The organism is Wohlfahrtiimonas chitiniclastica (assembly GCF_002252325.1).
GTDB lineage: Bacteria > Pseudomonadota > Gammaproteobacteria > Cardiobacteriales > Wohlfahrtiimonadaceae > Wohlfahrtiimonas > Wohlfahrtiimonas chitiniclastica.
This window is the reverse complement of sequence record NZ_NEFL01000001.1, coordinates 1,033,446-1,049,522: the sequence shown is the minus strand read 5'-3', so window position 1 is coordinate 1,049,522 and position 16,077 is coordinate 1,033,446. Positions and strand designations below refer to the sequence as shown.

The following is a 16,077-nucleotide window of genomic DNA, read 5'->3' as shown; positions in this document are numbered from 1 at the left end:
GGTTAGAAGCGTCTCTCTATGTATACGTCGGATAGCATTTTGTCTTGCCATAGGCTGTATTGCTGACCGGCTTTTTTGCGGTAGTAATAATCTCTGGCAATGTTTTTGATTTGCGATTCATCCGGTAAACCCACTTTTTTGTCCTCAACGCGAATGATGTGATAACCAAACGGCGTGCGCACAGGTTTACTGGTTTCGCCCACTTTCAGGGCAAGCATCGTTTTTTCAAATTCTGGCACCAATTGACCGGGCGCAACCCAACCAATTTCACCACCTTTAGCCGCAGACACAGGATCTTGGGATTGCGCTTTAGCAATCTCTTCAAAACCTTCGCCTGCCGCTAAACGTTCATGTAAGCGATCAATGCGCAATTTGGCCTCTTTTTCAGTGGTGTCATTATCGACACGCACTAAAATGTGGCGCACTTTGACGTTGGGCGTTTTGCTGTTTGCGAGCTGCTTTTGTAATTGTTTAAATTCATCAGAGCGCATGTAAATCTCCACTTCATCATCTGTCACGCGAATGGAGCGCATCATTTGATTGCGAAGCTCAGCAGACATGATTTGTTTGCGGATGTTTTCTCTAAATTGATTAAAAGGAATGCCTTGATATTGTAAATACGCCTTGAGATCTGAAACCGTTGCGCCATTTCGAGAGGCAATGTCGCGGATGGCATCATCCACCATCACGTCTGAAATTTCGATCCCTGCGTTGTTTGCAATGCTTTCCATGATCTTATTGATGGCAAGGGTTTTGACCACTTCATCTTTAATGGCTTGCTCACTCAACCCCATGCCGCGGAACTCTGCGCGTGCTTGTGCTAATGCTGAATTGAACTCTTTGCGGGTGATGGCTTGGTTATCAACCACTAATGCAATTTGATCTGTGTATTGTGTATTTGATTTTTGTGCATGTGACATCGTTGCAAAGGAAGAGAAGCATAATAGCGACAAGGGCAATAAGACCGACAGCTTTTTACGTGCCATACAAAATCCTTCTAATTATGGTTTGAAATAAGATAAATACGAATAATTATACTAAGGAATTATGGAATAGTAATGCAATTATTTCATAGATACTATAAAATGGCGGGGCATGGGCGTGACGACGCCTTTTTTAATCTACTTTTTACTATATTTAACAATCGTTTAATGTCATGACAGAAGAAAAACAAAACTTAATGGATACAACTGAAGCTGTAGAATTGCCAACAGAGGCAGTTGATAATCAAGCGCAATTAAAGCGTGAAAAACTCAAACAAAAGCAACAAGCTGTGAATGAGTTGTTAGCGCGTTTGTCCGCAGAATATCCAGCCATTTTCCCGAAAGCTGGGCAAGGTCGAGCGGTGCCTTTAGCCATTGGTATGCATAAAGTGTTGCAACCGATTGTGGCTGAATGGGGCTTTAACTCCATGACCTTGCGCGCAGCGATGTTCAACTACACGCGTCAATTGCGTTATCAAAACGCCTTGGTGTTTGCATCTCATCGTTTGAACTTAGATGGCACACAAGCCGAAGAGATCACCGAAGAGCAAAAAGAAGCGGCGCGTGCAGAAATTGCAAAAATCGAAGCTTGGTTAGCGAAAAATAAGCCTGAGAAGGCCAAACGCTTGTCTGAAAAGAAAGCGCAAATCGCTGAGAAAAAGCAAGCGAATACGCAAAAACCAAGACACAGAGCAAAACCTCAAGGCGCTGCTAAACCTTTTGTGAAAAAAGAGTTTAAAGCCCCTAAAGCTCAAGAAGAGAGTAAGGCTGCACCGCAAAATCTCGATGAGAAGATGCAAAGCCTTTTATCTAAATTCAATCAGCATTAATTAAGAACCAATGAAAACTATCATAGAATCCGCGTTACACAGTGCTGTAGAGACATTAAACAGCACTGAAAATCTCAACATTCCTTCTGAAAAGATTGCTTTAAGCATCGAGCGCACACGTGATGTGGCGCATGGTGACTTTGCCAGTAACTTAGCCATGATGCTCGCTCGTGACCTTAAAAAGTCACCACGACAAATCGCGGATATGTTAATTGCCGCATTGCCAAGCAATCCGATGATTGAAAACGTAGCGGTCGCTGGCGCAGGCTTTATGAACTTTACATTGGCAAAACAAGCTTACTTCAATGAATTGAACGAGGTCCATGCTAAGACAGATCGCTATGGCCACAACACCATTGGGCAAGGGGATAAAGTACAAGTGGAGTTTGTCTCTGCAAATCCCACCGGTCCTTTGCATGTTGGGCACGGTCGTGGTGCCGCTGTGGGTGACTCCTTAGCGCGCATTATGGCGGCCAATGGTTATGAGGTGACCAAAGAGTTTTACTACAATGATGCCGGTGCACAAATTGATAACTTAACGTTGTCTGTAAAAGCACGCATCGATGGTCAAACGCCTGAAGATGAATCCTGGCCAGCCGATGGTTATCGCGGTGATTACATCATGGACATTGCCAACGATTTTCTTGCGAAAAAAACTGTGCAAGCAGATGATCGCAGCATCGTGGCAACTGGTGATAAAGAAGATTTAGCAAACATCCGTGAATTTGCAGTGGCGTATTTGCGTCATGAGCAAGATTTGGATTTAAAAGCCTTTGATGTGAATTTTGATGTCTTTTTCTTAGAATCCTCTTTGTATAAAGATGGTTCTGTTGAAAAAACAGTGACAGAATTGACAAATAACGGCTTTACCTATGAGCAAGATGGCGCATTGTGGTTAAGAACCACAGACTTTGGGGATGATAAAGACCGAGTCATGCGTAAAAAAGAGGGTGGATACACCTATTTTGTGCCAGACGTGGCATACCATCGCAATAAATGGGAACGCGGCTTTAAACGTGTGGTCAATGAACAAGGCGCGGACCATCACGGTACGATTGCTCGCGTTCGCGCAGGTTTACAAGCCTTAGAAATCGGTGTGCCAAAAGGTTGGCCAGATTACGTGTTGCACCAAATGGTGCTTGTGATGCGTGATGGTCAAGAGGTGAAAATCTCTAAACGTGCCGGCAGCTATGTGACACTTCGTGATTTGATCGATGAAGTGGGCAAGGATGCCACCCGTTACTTCTTAGTGGCGCGTAAACCCGATTCACAATTGCAGTTTGACATTGATTTAGCCCGCAGCCAATCTTCGGAAAACCCTGTGTACTACATTCAATATGCTCACGCTCGCATCTGTTCATTGTTAGATGAGCGTTCTAAACAACAAGCGTTTGATGCCAACAGTGCCAAAGCGCATGTTGATCGTTTAGACACTGAATTAGATTATGAATTGATGCGCGTGATTTCTCGTTTCCCTGAAATGGTGATCTCTGCAAACAATAACAACGCACCGCATTTAATTGCTGCTTATTTACAAGAATTGGCAGGTGCTGTGCACAGTTATTACAATGCAAAAGATGAAGAGGGCAAAGCGATCCGTATTTTAACGGATGATCAAGCATTGCAAGATGCGAAGCTTTACCTTTTATCCTCGGCAAAACAAGTGATTGCCAATGGTTTACACCTATTAGGATTAACAGCGCCTCATAAAATGTAGTTTTGCGGTGTTCAATGTGAAAAAACAAGCTGAAAAACTGAGTCACAATCCGCTTTCGTCCGGGGAGAAAAGTCCACGGGCGCAGGCGAATCGACGCTTGATTATTGTCACAGTGATCCTTGCCGCGATGACGTTAGGTCCGGGGGGATTTTCAGCTTGGCAGGCGCATCGTGCTGAGAAAAAACAGGCCAAAGAAGCGGCGGCTCAATTGCTTAAAGAGCAAAAAGCCGCCAAGAAAAAGGTGATCAAGCCTTTATCGGATGAAGATTTTGAAGGCGCAAAAGAGTATAACTTTTATACGCAGCTTGAAGAGCGTTCCCTGAATTTGCGGGCGGAAGATAAGTTTGGCGGCATCATGATTGATAATGTCAATAAACCACCGCAGTTGCAGTTAGAGAGTGTGGTGCAGCCCACAAAAACAGATACGAAAGTGGCGCTCAAGCCAGAGTCACCTAAAAATAATCTGCCTGTTAAAATGGCGCCTTTGGTGCTAGAGAGCACACAAAAAGTGAGTGTGCGTCAAGAAAAACCCACCCCACAGCAAACGGCAAAGAAAACGCGCATTTTGCAAATTGGTAGTTTCATCTCTCAAAAAGAGGCGGAAAAACAGCAAGCAAAATTGTCGCAGTATGGCTTTGCCCCTCGCATCATTCAAGGCAAAAACAATGCCCAAAAAACCGTTTATCGTGTGCATTTAGGTCCCTTTTCAGATAAGGAATTGAATGCGATTAAAGAGCGTTTAGGGTCATTAAAGATCAGTTACTTTGAAGTAAAATAAATCAAAGCAACGTGAGATTTAGCACAAAATCAAGTATAGTAGTCAATTAGTTTTCAGAGTGAAGGAAAGATTATGGCGCGCGGAATTAATAAGGTCATTTTGTTAGGTCATTTAGGTCGTGATCCTGAAGTAAAATATATGCCAAACGGCAATGCAGTTGCGAACATGACAATTGCAACATCTGAGAGCTGGAAAGATCGCAACTCAGGTCAGCCACAAGAACGCACTGAATGGCACCGTGTGGTGATCTTCGGTAAATTGGCAGACATTGCAGGACAATATTTGCGTAAAGGCTCTTTGGTCTACATTGAAGGCCAATTGCAAACCCGTAAATGGACGGATCAGTCTGGTCAAGATCGTTACACCACAGAAATCGTTGTAAACATGTCAGGCACCATGCAGATGCTGGATCGTAAGGGCGCAATGGATGGTGCTCAAGGCGATTATGGCGCACAAAATGACTATGGTCAGCAAAATCATCAAGGTGGTGGTTATGGTGGTCAAGCACAACAGCCAATGCAACAGCAAAATTATCAAAATGCAGCACCACAGCAGCAACCTGCGGCACCAAAGCCATCCGTACAGCCAGCATTTGATAATGATACATTTGAGGATGACATTCCATTCTAAGTGATCTTAAATCACGAACATGCAGAAAAACCCAGTTAAAATACTGGGTTTTTTTATGAAAATAAAAAAAATTCATCAAATCATTCAAATTTTGCAAAAAAACTTTTGTACAATGAATTGCGTGGTATATAATCGCGCAAAATACGTACAAGGGGAACATGACATGATCAAAAAAGAAGAACAAGTCATTGAAAATCAAGGCACGCGTCACAAAGAGTACGCTGTACTTTTAGCCGTCGCGGTGATTATTTTTGATGTTATTTTTAAAAACACCACATCTACGCCATTTTTGGTGGTGATTAACCTAATTTCTTTAGGTGCCATTTTATACAGTGCATTCAGTGTGGTGCGCCATGCGGACATCTTTGCACACCGTTTAGGTGAGCCTTATGGTTCATTGATTTTAAGCTTGTCGGTGGTGATTTTAGAGGTGAGTTTAATCACCGCAGTGATGACCTCTGGCAGCTCAGCTGCGGAAAATGGTGGCGTCAGTCCATATGCCACATTGATGCGTGATACGCTTTATTCACTCATTATGTTGGTCACGAGCGGCTTTGTTGGGGTTTCCTTATTGTTAGGTGGACGCAAATTTAGAACGCAACATGTGAACTTAGCAGGCGTCACACAATATTTAACAGGCATCATTCCATTGGTATTTGTGGTGCTCATTTTGCCAAGTGTATTGCCATCGGGCACTTATAGCAATGGTCAATTGTTGGTGGTGGCATTTTTATCTGCCGTTTTGTATGCAGTGTTTTTGATCATTCAAACCAAAACCCATCAAAACTTGTTCATTTATGAGCATGAAGATCAGGATGCGGATCATGAAGGGGTACCCTCGCCCCATTCAAACATTTGGCATGGCGTATGGTTGGTGGTGCATTTGATCTCTGTGGTGGCCATCACAAAGGTGGATTCAACGCCGCTTGAAACATTGCTTGGTAATTTAGAGGCACCGAAAGCATTAACCGGTTTAATTGTGGCGATCTTAATTTTTGCACCGGAAGGCTTAGGCGCGATTCGTGCTGTACTCGCCAATGATTTACAGCGCGCCATTAATATGTATTTTGGTTCCGTGTTGGCGACCATCTCATTGACGGTGCCTGCGGTGGTCATCATTTCGCTGTTGACAGGCAACAATATTGTGTTAGGCCTTGATATGGTGGATGCGATGCTGTTGATCGGGATTTTTATTCTTTGTCAGGCAACGTTTGCCAGTGGGCGCACCAATCAGGTCGATGGCGTTGCGCACCTTGTGATTTTTGGTGCGTATTTGATGATGATTCTAAGTTAGGCGGATTGATTTTGAAGCAACAAAAAAGCGATCTTTTAGATCGCTTTTTTTATCATCTTGCGTTAAGCATTATGCATCTTTAGAAGCACGAGCAAAACGTTTACGATCATTTTCCGTTAAGTATTTTTTACGTAAACGGATGGATTTTGGTGTCACTTCAACCAACTCATCATCATCAATGAATTCGATGGCTTGTTCTAACGTCATGCGGATCGGTGGCGTTAATGTCAATGCTTCATCTGTCCCTGAGGCGCGCATGTTTGTTAACTGTTTTGCCTTCAATGGGTTTACAGTTAAGTCATTGTCGCGTGAATGGATACCGATCAATTGACCTTCATACACTTCTTCAGCATGGCCAATGAATAAGCGACCACGATCTTGTAAGTTGAACAATGAGTACGCAGAGGCTTTACCTGTACCGATGGAGATCAATACGCCGTTCAAACGTTGACCCACTTCACCTTTTTTGTAAGGACCGTAATGATCAAAGTTATGGAACATTAAGCCTGTACCACTTGTTAATGTCATGAATTCAGTTTGGAAACCGATCAAACCACGAGATGGGATCATGTATTCTAAACGAATGCGGCCTTTGCCATCTGGAACCATGTTGGTCAATTCACCAAAGCGAATGCCCATTTGTTCCATGATTTTACCTTGGTGATCTTCTTCGATGTCAAAGGTCAAAGTTTCATAAGGTTCAACTTTAACGCCATTTTCTTCTCTAAAGATAACTTCAGGGCGACCCACAGCCATTTCAAAGCCTTCACGACGCATGGTTTCGATCAAGATAGACAAATGAAGCTCGCCACGGCCAGAGATCTTGAAGCGATCAGGATCTTCAGTGTCTTCAACGCGCAATGCAACGTTGTGTAACAACTCTTTTTCTAAACGCTCTTTGATTTGGCGAGATGTGACAAACTTACCTTCTTTACCCGCAAATGGAGACGTATTCACTTGTACAGACATCGAAACGGTCGGTTCATCCACTGTCAATGGTGGCAACGCTTCAGGATGCGCAGGATCACACAATGTATCAGAGATGAATAAAGGATCGATCCCTGTGAAACAGATGATGTCACCTGCTTGTGCAGATTCAAACTCAACACGATCTAAGCCATGGAAGCCCAAGATTTTTTGAATTTTACCGTTACGTTTTTTGCCTTCACGGTCAATGATTGTCACTTGTGAGTTTGTTTTGATTTGACCACGTTGAATACGGCCCACACCAATTAAGCCCACATAAGAGTTGTAATCTAATGAAGAAACTTGTAATTGGAATGGTGCATCCACTTCAACTTTAGGTGCATCAACGTGTTTAACGATCGCTTCAAATAAAGCTGTCATGTCGCCATCACGCACATCCGGTGTATTGCCAGCAAAGCCGCTTAAGCCAGATGCATAGATCACAGGGAAGTCTAATTGCTCTTCCGTTGCACCTAATTTGTCAAACAAGTCAAACGTTTGATCTAATACCCAATCAGGACGAGCGCCAGGGCGGTCAATTTTGTTGATCACAACGATAGGCTTAAAGCCCATTGCAAATGCTTTTTGTGTCACAAAGCGTGTTTGAGGCATCGGGCCTTCAACCGCATCCACTAATAATAAAACAGAGTCAACCATGGACAATACACGTTCAACTTCGCCGCCGAAGTCAGCATGTCCTGGAGTATCTACGATGTTGATGCGATAATCATTCCAATTGATCGCTGTGTTTTTTGCCAAAATAGTGATGCCGCGTTCTTTCTCGATTTGTCCTGAGTCCATCACACGATCGGCCACTTGCATGCGTGGGTCGAATGTGCCGGATTGTTTAAGGAGTTGGTTAACGAGAGTGGTTTTGCCATGGTCAACATGGGCAATAATCGCAATATTGCGTAATTTTTCGATCACTTGAGTAAGCCCTTATCAGTGAATGGTTGTGAAAAAATGAGATCAAACATTTTAGCATACTAAATGCTCACGCTGTCAATTTTATGAATTTTATGGTAGTTGGCAGCTTTTAATGAAATTAAAGCGTATATTAGAGAAAAGGAGAGATCACGATGACAGTCTATTTAATGCAAATTGATTTCCATACAGAAGGCCCATTTGGTGCAGAAATGAGCGAAGCGTACAAGCCATTGGCGCAAGACATTGCCGGCACAAACGGACTCATTTGGAAAATTTGGACAGAAAATGCAGCAACTTCGCGCGCAGGCGGTTGGTATGCGTTTAGTGATTATGAATCATTAGAAGCCTATAAAGAGATGCATTGTGCGCGTTTAACGAGTTTTGGCATTACGGACATTGAGACAAAAATCTTTACCCCAAATGTTGATTTGTCTGTGATTGACCATTTTCCTGCGGCGTTAATTTCATAAGGAGCATGATCATGGATGAAGAGTAACGTAAATCAGTTGAAATGAATTGAATCCATAAAATGGAAAAAGCCTCAGAAATCTGAGGCTTTTTTTGAAACGTTCTAATGCAATAAGATTGTATTAGTATAAGCGTTTACGATGAATTGAATCACGCATGATACGCTTATAATGGCGTTTCTGAGCAGCGGCAGCCTTGCGCTTACGCTCTGCGGTTGGTTTTTCAAAGAATTCACGTGCACGTACGTCCGCGATAACGCCAGCTTTTTCACAAGCACGTTTAAAACGACGCAGAGCTACGTCAAAAGGTTCATTGTCACGAATCTTGACGGAAGGCATTAAACATCACCCCAATTAGTAATTAATTAAATAAAAACGTTTTTTGAAAGATCAAAAAACACCAAGCTCAAAATTATATAGGAAATTGATTTTAATGTAAAAGAAAAAGCGCATTTTCTTTTGTGTCAATGAACGATTGCCAGCATTTTGATTTACGAGAAATTTACTTTTCATGACGAATGTTTGCAAAAATAAACCTATACTGCACTCATCACGATTGTATAAAAATTTCCATAAGGAGGCACATTGATGAAAAAACCTTGGATGGCGCGCGTGTATGTGGGTGTGATGGGCTCATTGTTACTGATGAGTGTCGCGGTCTCACAAACGCTGCCCGATTGGAGTACATTGTTTGAAAATAATAAATCCTCGATTGTGAGCATCACAGTCAAAGGCAAAGAAGAGGTGCCAACGATGCCAGGCTTTCCCTTTTTCTTTGATGAACGCGATCCGTTTTCATTCTTTTTTGGTGAACCAAGACAGCGATCACAAAAGCCGCGTGAACGCATTGTGCAAGCCGGTGGCTCAGGATTCATTGTGGATCAAAATGGCTTAATTGTCACCAATGCCCATGTGGTGGGTAAAGCCGATGAGATTTTGGTGCAGTTGTCTGATCGCCGTGAATTGCCAGCAAAACTCGTGGGCAAAGATGATCGCTCAGATGTGGCGGTGCTGCAAATTGATGCGAAAAACTTGCCAGCCGTGAAAATTGCCGATGTCAAAGATCTAAAAGTGGGACAATGGGTAATGGCTGTGGGCTCGCCATTTGGGCTTGATTATACGGCAACGCAAGGCATCATCAGTTCTCTTGGCCGTAATTTACCGAGTGACAGTTATACGCCATTCATTCAAACCGATGCTGCGATTAACCCAGGCAACTCAGGTGGTCCACTCTTTAATACAAAAGGCGAGGTGATCGGCATTAACTCACAAATTTACACCAGTACAGGCAGTTATGCAGGCGTGAGTTTTGCCATTCCGATTGATTTGGCGATGGATGTGGTGCAGCAATTGCAATCAAACGGTAAAGTGGTGCGCGGTTGGCTTGGCGTGCAAATTCAAGATGTGAATGCTGATTTAGCCAAAACCTTTAACTTGGATAAACCCCAAGGGGCGATTGTGTCGAGCATTGTGCCCAATGGTCCTGCGGCAAAATCTGATCTTCAAGTGGGCGATGTGATTTTATCTTTCAATGGTCAAACCATTCATACATCAAGTGAATTGCCAGTATTGGTGAGCCGTGCGAAAGTGGATCAACCGGCAACATTAGAGATTTTACGCCATGGCAAAAAACAGAACTTAACCGTGGAGATTAAAGCGGTAGATGGTGATCAATTGGCGGTGACGGCACAAAATGGTGCACACAATCTATTGGGCATCACCGTGGAAGCATTGCCACAAAACAGTGTGCAGCAAGGCGTGGTGATCAGCGGCGTGACAGAAGGCGCGGCAGCTGATGTGGGCATTCGTGATGGCGACATCATCAGCCAGATCAATGGGCAGAACATCTTGACGGTGGCAGATTTTAATCAAGCCCTTACATCTGTGAAAAAAGGTGATGTGGTGCGTTTATTGGTGCACAGAGGCTCAAATGCTTACTTTGTGGCGGTGCCCATTAAAGAAAAATCCTAATGTGGATGAAACATTGAACAACAAAGCCCCGCAAAGGGGCTTTTTTCTTGGGTATACTAATGGCTTTCAATTAAAAGGTGACATCATGGCGAAGTCAAAAGTGGATAAAACCAATGCAATGCGCGCATTAGATCAATTGAAAATCAATTATGAAGCGTTAAGTTATCCGTGTGAGGGTGATGAAGTCAAAGGCGGATTAGAAGTGGCACAATTGCTCGGTGAATCGCCGAATGTGGTGTATAAAACACTGGTCACCCACAGTGATCATGATTATGTGGTGGCGGTGATCCCAAGTGCGGAGCATCTTTCATTAAAACGCTTAGCTAAAGCGAGTGGGCATAAAAAATTAGAGATGATTGCGGTGGCAAAATTAGAGCCATTAACAGGTTATGTGCGTGGCGGTTGTTCGCCCATTAAGATGAAGAAAACATTTCCAACCTTCATTGCAAGTGCCGCAGAGTCTTTGCCTTATATCATCATTTCAGCGGGGAAGCGCGGCACGCAAATTAAAATTGCCCCACAAGATTTATTAAAAGCCGTGCGATGTCAATTTGCAGACATTTCCGACCTTGAAGCGGAGTGATTTGTGATATGATCGCTTCTTTTTATTTTAGGGTTTTGAGCAAAAATGGCAAAGCGTAGACACAGACAAAAATTTTCCCAAGAACCATTTGAAGTGGCCATCACGGACATTACACACGATGGCCGCGGCGTTGCCCATGTGGAGGGTAAGGTGGTGTTTGTCAATGGCGCATTGCCGGATGAAGTGGTGATGGCGCAATACGTCAAAAGCCGCAAAGATTACGATGAAGCGAAAACCATTGAAGTATTAAAAGCATCGCCAGATCGTGTGGCGCCCATTTGTGATGTGTTTGGCACCTGCGGCGGTTGTTCATTGCAGCATTTAGATCCTGAAAAACAGATCTATTTTAAAGCCAAACAATTGGCATCGAACTTGAAAAAACAGGCAAAACTCGACTTTGATGTGGCCGAGCAAATGCCGCCATTGAGATCACCCAGTGAACATTATCGCTACAAAGCGCGTTTAGGCGTGAAATATGTGGCGAAAAAAGAGAAAGTGTTGGTGGGTTTTCGTGAGAAATTTGCACCATTCATTGTGGATATGGACAGCTGCCCTGTGCTTGAAGACAAAGTGGCGAACTTGTTGCCGGCATTGTCTACCTTAATTGGTGATTTAACGCTGTTAGATAAAATCCCACAAATTGAAGTGGCCATTGGTTCAGATCAAGTGGCATTGAGTTTTCGCGTATTAGAAACGCCCACTGAAGAAGATGAAGCCAAACTTAAAGCATTTGGCATTGAGCACAACATTCTCATCTATTTACAGCCTAAAAATGAAGCCTCGACTTATTTATTAAGTGATGTGGAAGATCGCGATGATTTGTTGAATTATCAATTACTTGATCGTTTAACGATGGCATTTAAGCCGTATCACTTTACGCAAGTGAACCCAATGATCAACCAACAAATGGTCAAACAAGCGCTAGACTTATTAAAGCTGCAAAAAGATGAAACGGTGCTTGACCTCTTTTGTGGTTTAGGCAACTTCACTTTGCCTTTAGCGTTAGAAGCTGGCAAGGTCATTGGCGTGGAAGGGGATCAAAGCTTAACTGAGTGGGCTGCGAAAAATGCGGCGCGCAATGGTTTAGAGAATGTTGATTTTTACTGTACAGATTTGACACAAAATCAAGATGATGCCGATTGGATGCAGCTTAAATATGACGCGATCTTGGTGGATCCGCCGCGTTCAGGCGCATTAGAAATGATGCCGTATTTAGGCAAATTGGCCCCAAAACGCATTTTATATGTGTCTTGTCATCCTGCAACATTGGCGCGTGACTTAGCTGAGTTGGTGCAATATGGCTATGAAGTGACCGATGCAGGTGTGATGGACATGTTCCCGCACACAGCCCATGTGGAATCAATGGCGCTGCTCGTTAAAAAATAAGGAGTCACAATGGCAATTGAGGCAATTGGTTTTGATTTAGATGGTACGTTGGTGGACAGCGCTCAAGGCTTAGGAAATACAGTCGATGGCATGTGTGAGCGTTTAGGTTTGCCGCAGCCCGGCAAAGCGCTCGTCACCACATGGATTGGCAATGGCATTGAAATGTTATTGACGCGCGCTTTAGCTTGGGCGGGTGCACCGAGTGATGATGAATACCGCGCGCGTGCCATGGCCATATTGTCCGATTGCTATCAGGATGAGTTATTGAGCGGCAGTCCACTGTTCCCTGAGGTGACAGTGACTTTAGAAGCCTTAAAAGCACAAGGGTATGATTTGGTGCTCATTACCAATAAGCCATCAAAGTTTGTGCCAGAATTGATGCATTACTTAGGCATTGATCATCTATTTACCGAAATGCTTGGTGCGAATGATGTGGCGAGAATCAAGCCGCATCCTGCGCCCATTTTTAAGATTTTGGGGCAGCTTGGCTTAACGCAACGTGAGTTTGTGTTTGTGGGTGATTCGCGTAATGACATTTTGGCAGCGAAAAATGCTGGCGTGCGCTCGATTGCCTTAACGTACGGTTATAACTATGGGGAATCGATCGCCCATGCATCCCCAGATGCTGTGGTGGATGATTTTGCGGCGATCTTACCTGTGATTGAAACATGGAAGAATGACTGATGAGCTTTAAAAATTTATTGATTTACCGCTTTGAGGAGCCGTTTAATGGCTCTTTAGAAGAGATGGAAGCGAAGCTTTCTGCAAAACCCTTAACCAATTGTTTAACAGAAGAGTTGGAAAGTTTAGGTTGGTTGCCGATTTATAAAGATGGGCAGCAGTATGTGGAAAAAGTCAATCAAGCGCTGTTTGTGCGTTTGGGGATTGAGCATAAGATTTTGCCAAACTCTGCGGTGAAAACAGCCGTTGAGAAAAAAATTGAAGAGAAAAAATTAAAAAATGTCAGTCGTTCTGAGCTTAAAGAACTGACAGAAATGGTGACCAATGAATTGTTGCCCAATGCGTTGGTCAATCGCTCTTCTATGCTTGCGTACATTGACCTTGAGAAAAATTGGTTGGTGGTGGATGCAAGCTCTGCTAAAAAAGCTTCTCTGTTGACGAGCCATTTGCGTAAAACATTGGGGAGCTTGCCCATCATTCCTTTAGTGCCAGATCACTCAGTCACCGCTGCGATGACCCATTGGGTACAATATGGCGTTGAGTCTGACGCGCTTGATCTTTTGTACGATGTTGAGCTCAAAGAGATGAAAGACGAAGGCGGCAACGCGAAGTTTAAAGGCGTGCCCCTTGACGCAAAAGAGATTCAAGAGCCATTGAAAGAGGGTTGGCAAGTGACCAAACTCTCTTTAGGGTTTGATGAGCAAGTGACGTTTTCAATGGCGGGCGATTTTGTGTTTAAACGCCTGAAGTTTTTAGAACGTTTCCAAGAGAATTTAGATCATGACGATGATCCTGCGGCTGCAATGCAAGCTGAATGGTATTTGGCAGTGGATGTATACCGTAAGCTCATCGATCATGTGTATGCATTAAGCAATCACGCATCAAATGCATAATTGATGCCCGTTTCATTTGTTTTTAGATTAAAGAATTTATAGGTTGACCATGGCTGAAAAGAAATATACCGCAAGCTCGATTGAAGTATTAACGGGGCTTGATCCTGTCAAAAAACGCCCAGGCATGTACACCGACACCACGCGTCCGAATCACTTATTGCAAGAGGTGATTGATAACTCAGTGGATGAGGCGCTCGCGGGGTTTGCGGATCATGTCACCATCACGCTGTATAAAGATGGCTCATATGGGGTCAAAGACAATGGACGCGGCATGCCAGTGGACATCCATCCTGAGCATGGCGTCAGCGGTGTTGAGCTGATTTTAACTAAGTTGCACGCCGGCGGTAAATTTAATCAAGATGTGTATCACTATTCCGGTGGTTTGCATGGTGTTGGGGTTTCTGTGGTCAATGCCTTGTCTGAGCGTTTAGAAGTCACCGTTTGGCAAGCAGGCGTTGAGTATAAGATCGCTTTTGCCAATGGCGAGTGTGTGGAATCACTGACACAAGCACCGTTTGCCAATAAAAAATTGAGTGGGACAGAAGTGCGCTTTTGGCCGAATGGCAGCTACTTTGATTATGACAAAGTCGCTAAAGCTCGCTTGATTCCATTGTTAAAAGCCAAAGCATTGTTGGCTGCGGGTTTAAAAATCACCTTGATTGATGAAACTGTGGCAGAAGATACTGAAGGTGCGCGCCTAGAATGGTTCTTTGAAGGCGGCATTACTGAATACATTGAAGATCAATTAAGCGGTGAAGAGATTGTGCCGGTTGCGCCCATCATTGGTGAATTTACCGGTGAAACGGAAGAGTTCACTTGGGGGATTGCATGGATGAAAGAGGGCACGCCATTGATGATGGAAAGTTATGCGAACTTAATTCCCACCATTGCTGGCGGTACACATGTCAATGGTTTGAAAAATGGTTTAACCGATGCGATCCGTGAATTTTGTGAGCAGCGCAATCTATTGCCGCGCAATCTAAAAATTGCCCCAGAAGATGTGATGCACAATCTCAATTTCTTATTATCACTCAAAATGGTGGAGCCACAATTTGCGAGCCAAACCAAAGAGCGTTTGAGTTCTCGCCACATCGCCAACATTGTGTCAGCCGCTGTGAAAGATTTCTTCACCCTTTGGCTCAATAAACATGTCGAAGAGGGCTTAGAGATTGTCACCCTCATCATTGAAAATGCTCATGCGCGCATTAAATCCTCAAAAGCTGTGGTGCGTAAAAAAATCTCCCAAGGCCCTAAATTGCCGGGTAAATTGGCCGATTGCATCAGCAATGATGTGGCGCTGACGGAGCTCTTTTTAGTGGAAGGGGATTCAGCAGGCGGCTCGGCAAAGCAAGCGCGTGATAAAGAGGTGCAAGCGATCATGGCGCTGCGCGGTAAGATTCTCAACACTTGGGAAGTGGATTCAAGTCAAATCTTATCCTCACAAGAGATTCATGACATCTCTGTGGCAATGGGGATTGATCCTGAATGTGAAACCCTCGAAGGCTTGCGTTATGGCAAAATTTGTATTCTTGCGGATGCGGATTCCGATGGTTTACACATTGCAACCTTATTGTGTGCATTATTCTTGCGCCACTTTAGAAAATTGGTGGAAGAGGGGCATGTTTTTGTGGCAGTGCCACCGTTGTATCGCATCGACATTGGCAAGGAAGTGCATTACGCATTAGATGAGTATGAAAAAAGCGAGATCATAAAAAAATACAATAAAAGCCGTAAACAAATCTCTGTGACACGCTTTAAAGGGCTTGGTGAAATGAACCCGATTCAGCTCAGAGAGACCACAATGGCTCAGGATACACGCCGCTTAGTACAATTAACGATGGATGACACTGATATAAATCAAGTATTTGATCGTTTGTTGAATAAAAAATTGAGCGCTAAGCGTAAAGAATGGATTGAAAATCAGGAATTTAGCAAGGTTGAGGCATAATTAAAAAAATTGATTTTACATAA

At 43.6% G+C, this 16,077-nt stretch carries 15 protein-coding genes; 12 read left to right on the top strand and 3 right to left on the bottom strand.

All coding sequences use genetic code 11. The features are described 5' to 3' along the window. Nucleotides 1-2 precede the first annotated feature (2 nt). Entirely contained in the window at nt 3-986 is a 984-nt protein-coding gene (locus B9T10_RS04860; RefSeq protein WP_094537987.1) for a peptidylprolyl isomerase, read from the bottom strand. A gap of 170 nt (nt 987-1,156) precedes the next feature. Here B9T10_RS04860 and B9T10_RS04855 point away from each other — a divergent pair, with 170 nt between their 5' ends. From B9T10_RS04855 to B9T10_RS04835, 5 genes are all read left to right on the top strand, one after another. Then, the gene (locus B9T10_RS04855; protein ID WP_008316455.1) at nt 1,157-1,813 is read left to right on the top strand and encodes a ProQ/FinO family protein; all 657 of its coding nucleotides are present in this window, start codon (nt 1,157-1,159) and stop codon (nt 1,811-1,813) included. Between the two features lie 10 nt (nt 1,814-1,823). Further along, a complete protein-coding gene (gene argS / locus B9T10_RS04850) occupies nt 1,824-3,530 on the top strand; it encodes an arginine--tRNA ligase (RefSeq protein WP_008316458.1) in 1,707 nt (568 codons plus the stop codon). A gap of 16 nt (nt 3,531-3,546) precedes the next feature. Further along, nucleotides 3,547-4,308: an SPOR domain-containing protein gene (locus B9T10_RS04845; protein WP_246782150.1), complete on the top strand. Its 762-nt coding sequence runs from the start codon at nt 3,547-3,549 to the stop codon at nt 4,306-4,308. 69 nt (nt 4,309-4,377) lie between these two features. Further along, nucleotides 4,378-4,938, top strand: coding sequence for a single-stranded DNA-binding protein (gene ssb / locus B9T10_RS04840; protein WP_026165637.1), 561 nt, complete (start codon nt 4,378-4,380; stop codon nt 4,936-4,938). A 163-nt stretch (nt 4,939-5,101) separates the two neighbouring features. Further along, a complete protein-coding gene (locus tag B9T10_RS04835) occupies nt 5,102-6,232 on the top strand; it encodes a calcium:proton antiporter (protein WP_051028024.1) in 1,131 nt (376 codons plus the stop codon). 69 nt (nt 6,233-6,301) lie between these two features. Here the strand turns inward: B9T10_RS04835 and typA are convergent, their stop codons facing one another. Next, a complete protein-coding gene (gene typA / locus B9T10_RS04830; RefSeq protein WP_008316462.1) occupies nt 6,302-8,125 on the bottom strand; it encodes a translational GTPase TypA in 1,824 nt (607 codons plus the stop codon). Nucleotides 8,126-8,277: 152 nt separating this feature from the next. Here typA and B9T10_RS04825 point away from each other — a divergent pair, with 152 nt between their 5' ends. Next, nucleotides 8,278-8,595: a monooxygenase gene (locus B9T10_RS04825; RefSeq protein ID WP_008316463.1), complete on the top strand. Its 318-nt coding sequence runs from the start codon at nt 8,278-8,280 to the stop codon at nt 8,593-8,595. Nucleotides 8,596-8,715: 120 nt separating this feature from the next. Here the strand turns inward: B9T10_RS04825 and rpsU are convergent, their stop codons facing one another. Beyond that, nucleotides 8,716-8,931 carry a 30S ribosomal protein S21 gene (gene rpsU / locus B9T10_RS04820; RefSeq protein WP_008316464.1) on the bottom strand — a complete coding sequence of 72 codons (216 nt, stop codon included), beginning with the start codon at nt 8,929-8,931 and terminating at the stop codon, nt 8,716-8,718. 249 nt (nt 8,932-9,180) lie between these two features. Here rpsU and B9T10_RS04815 point away from each other — a divergent pair, with 249 nt between their 5' ends. The 6 genes from B9T10_RS04815 (at nt 9,181) to parE (ending at nt 16,054) form a co-directional block, all read left to right on the top strand. Further along, nucleotides 9,181-10,563: a DegQ family serine endoprotease gene (locus tag B9T10_RS04815; RefSeq protein ID WP_094537985.1), complete on the top strand. Its 1,383-nt coding sequence runs from the start codon at nt 9,181-9,183 to the stop codon at nt 10,561-10,563. An 85-nt stretch (nt 10,564-10,648) separates the two neighbouring features. Beyond that, the gene (ybaK, locus tag B9T10_RS04810) at nt 10,649-11,146 is read left to right on the top strand and encodes a Cys-tRNA(Pro) deacylase (RefSeq protein WP_063455818.1); all 498 of its coding nucleotides are present in this window, start codon (nt 10,649-10,651) and stop codon (nt 11,144-11,146) included. Nucleotides 11,147-11,191: 45 nt separating this feature from the next. Then, nucleotides 11,192-12,532, top strand: coding sequence for a 23S rRNA (uracil(1939)-C(5))-methyltransferase RlmD (gene rlmD / locus B9T10_RS04805; RefSeq protein ID WP_094537983.1), 1,341 nt, complete (start codon nt 11,192-11,194; stop codon nt 12,530-12,532). A 9-nt stretch (nt 12,533-12,541) separates the two neighbouring features. Continuing rightward, nucleotides 12,542-13,216 carry a phosphoglycolate phosphatase gene (locus B9T10_RS04800; RefSeq protein ID WP_094493944.1) on the top strand — a complete coding sequence of 225 codons (675 nt, stop codon included), beginning with the start codon at nt 12,542-12,544 and terminating at the stop codon, nt 13,214-13,216. Then, nucleotides 13,216-14,106, top strand: coding sequence for a recombination-associated protein RdgC (locus tag B9T10_RS04795; protein WP_008316472.1), 891 nt, complete (start codon nt 13,216-13,218; stop codon nt 14,104-14,106). Before B9T10_RS04800 ends, B9T10_RS04795 begins: the two co-directional genes overlap by 1 nt. A 49-nt stretch (nt 14,107-14,155) precedes the next feature. Further along, a complete protein-coding gene (gene parE, locus B9T10_RS04790) occupies nt 14,156-16,054 on the top strand; it encodes a DNA topoisomerase IV subunit B (protein WP_094537982.1) in 1,899 nt (632 codons plus the stop codon). Nucleotides 16,055-16,077 lie beyond the last annotated feature (23 nt).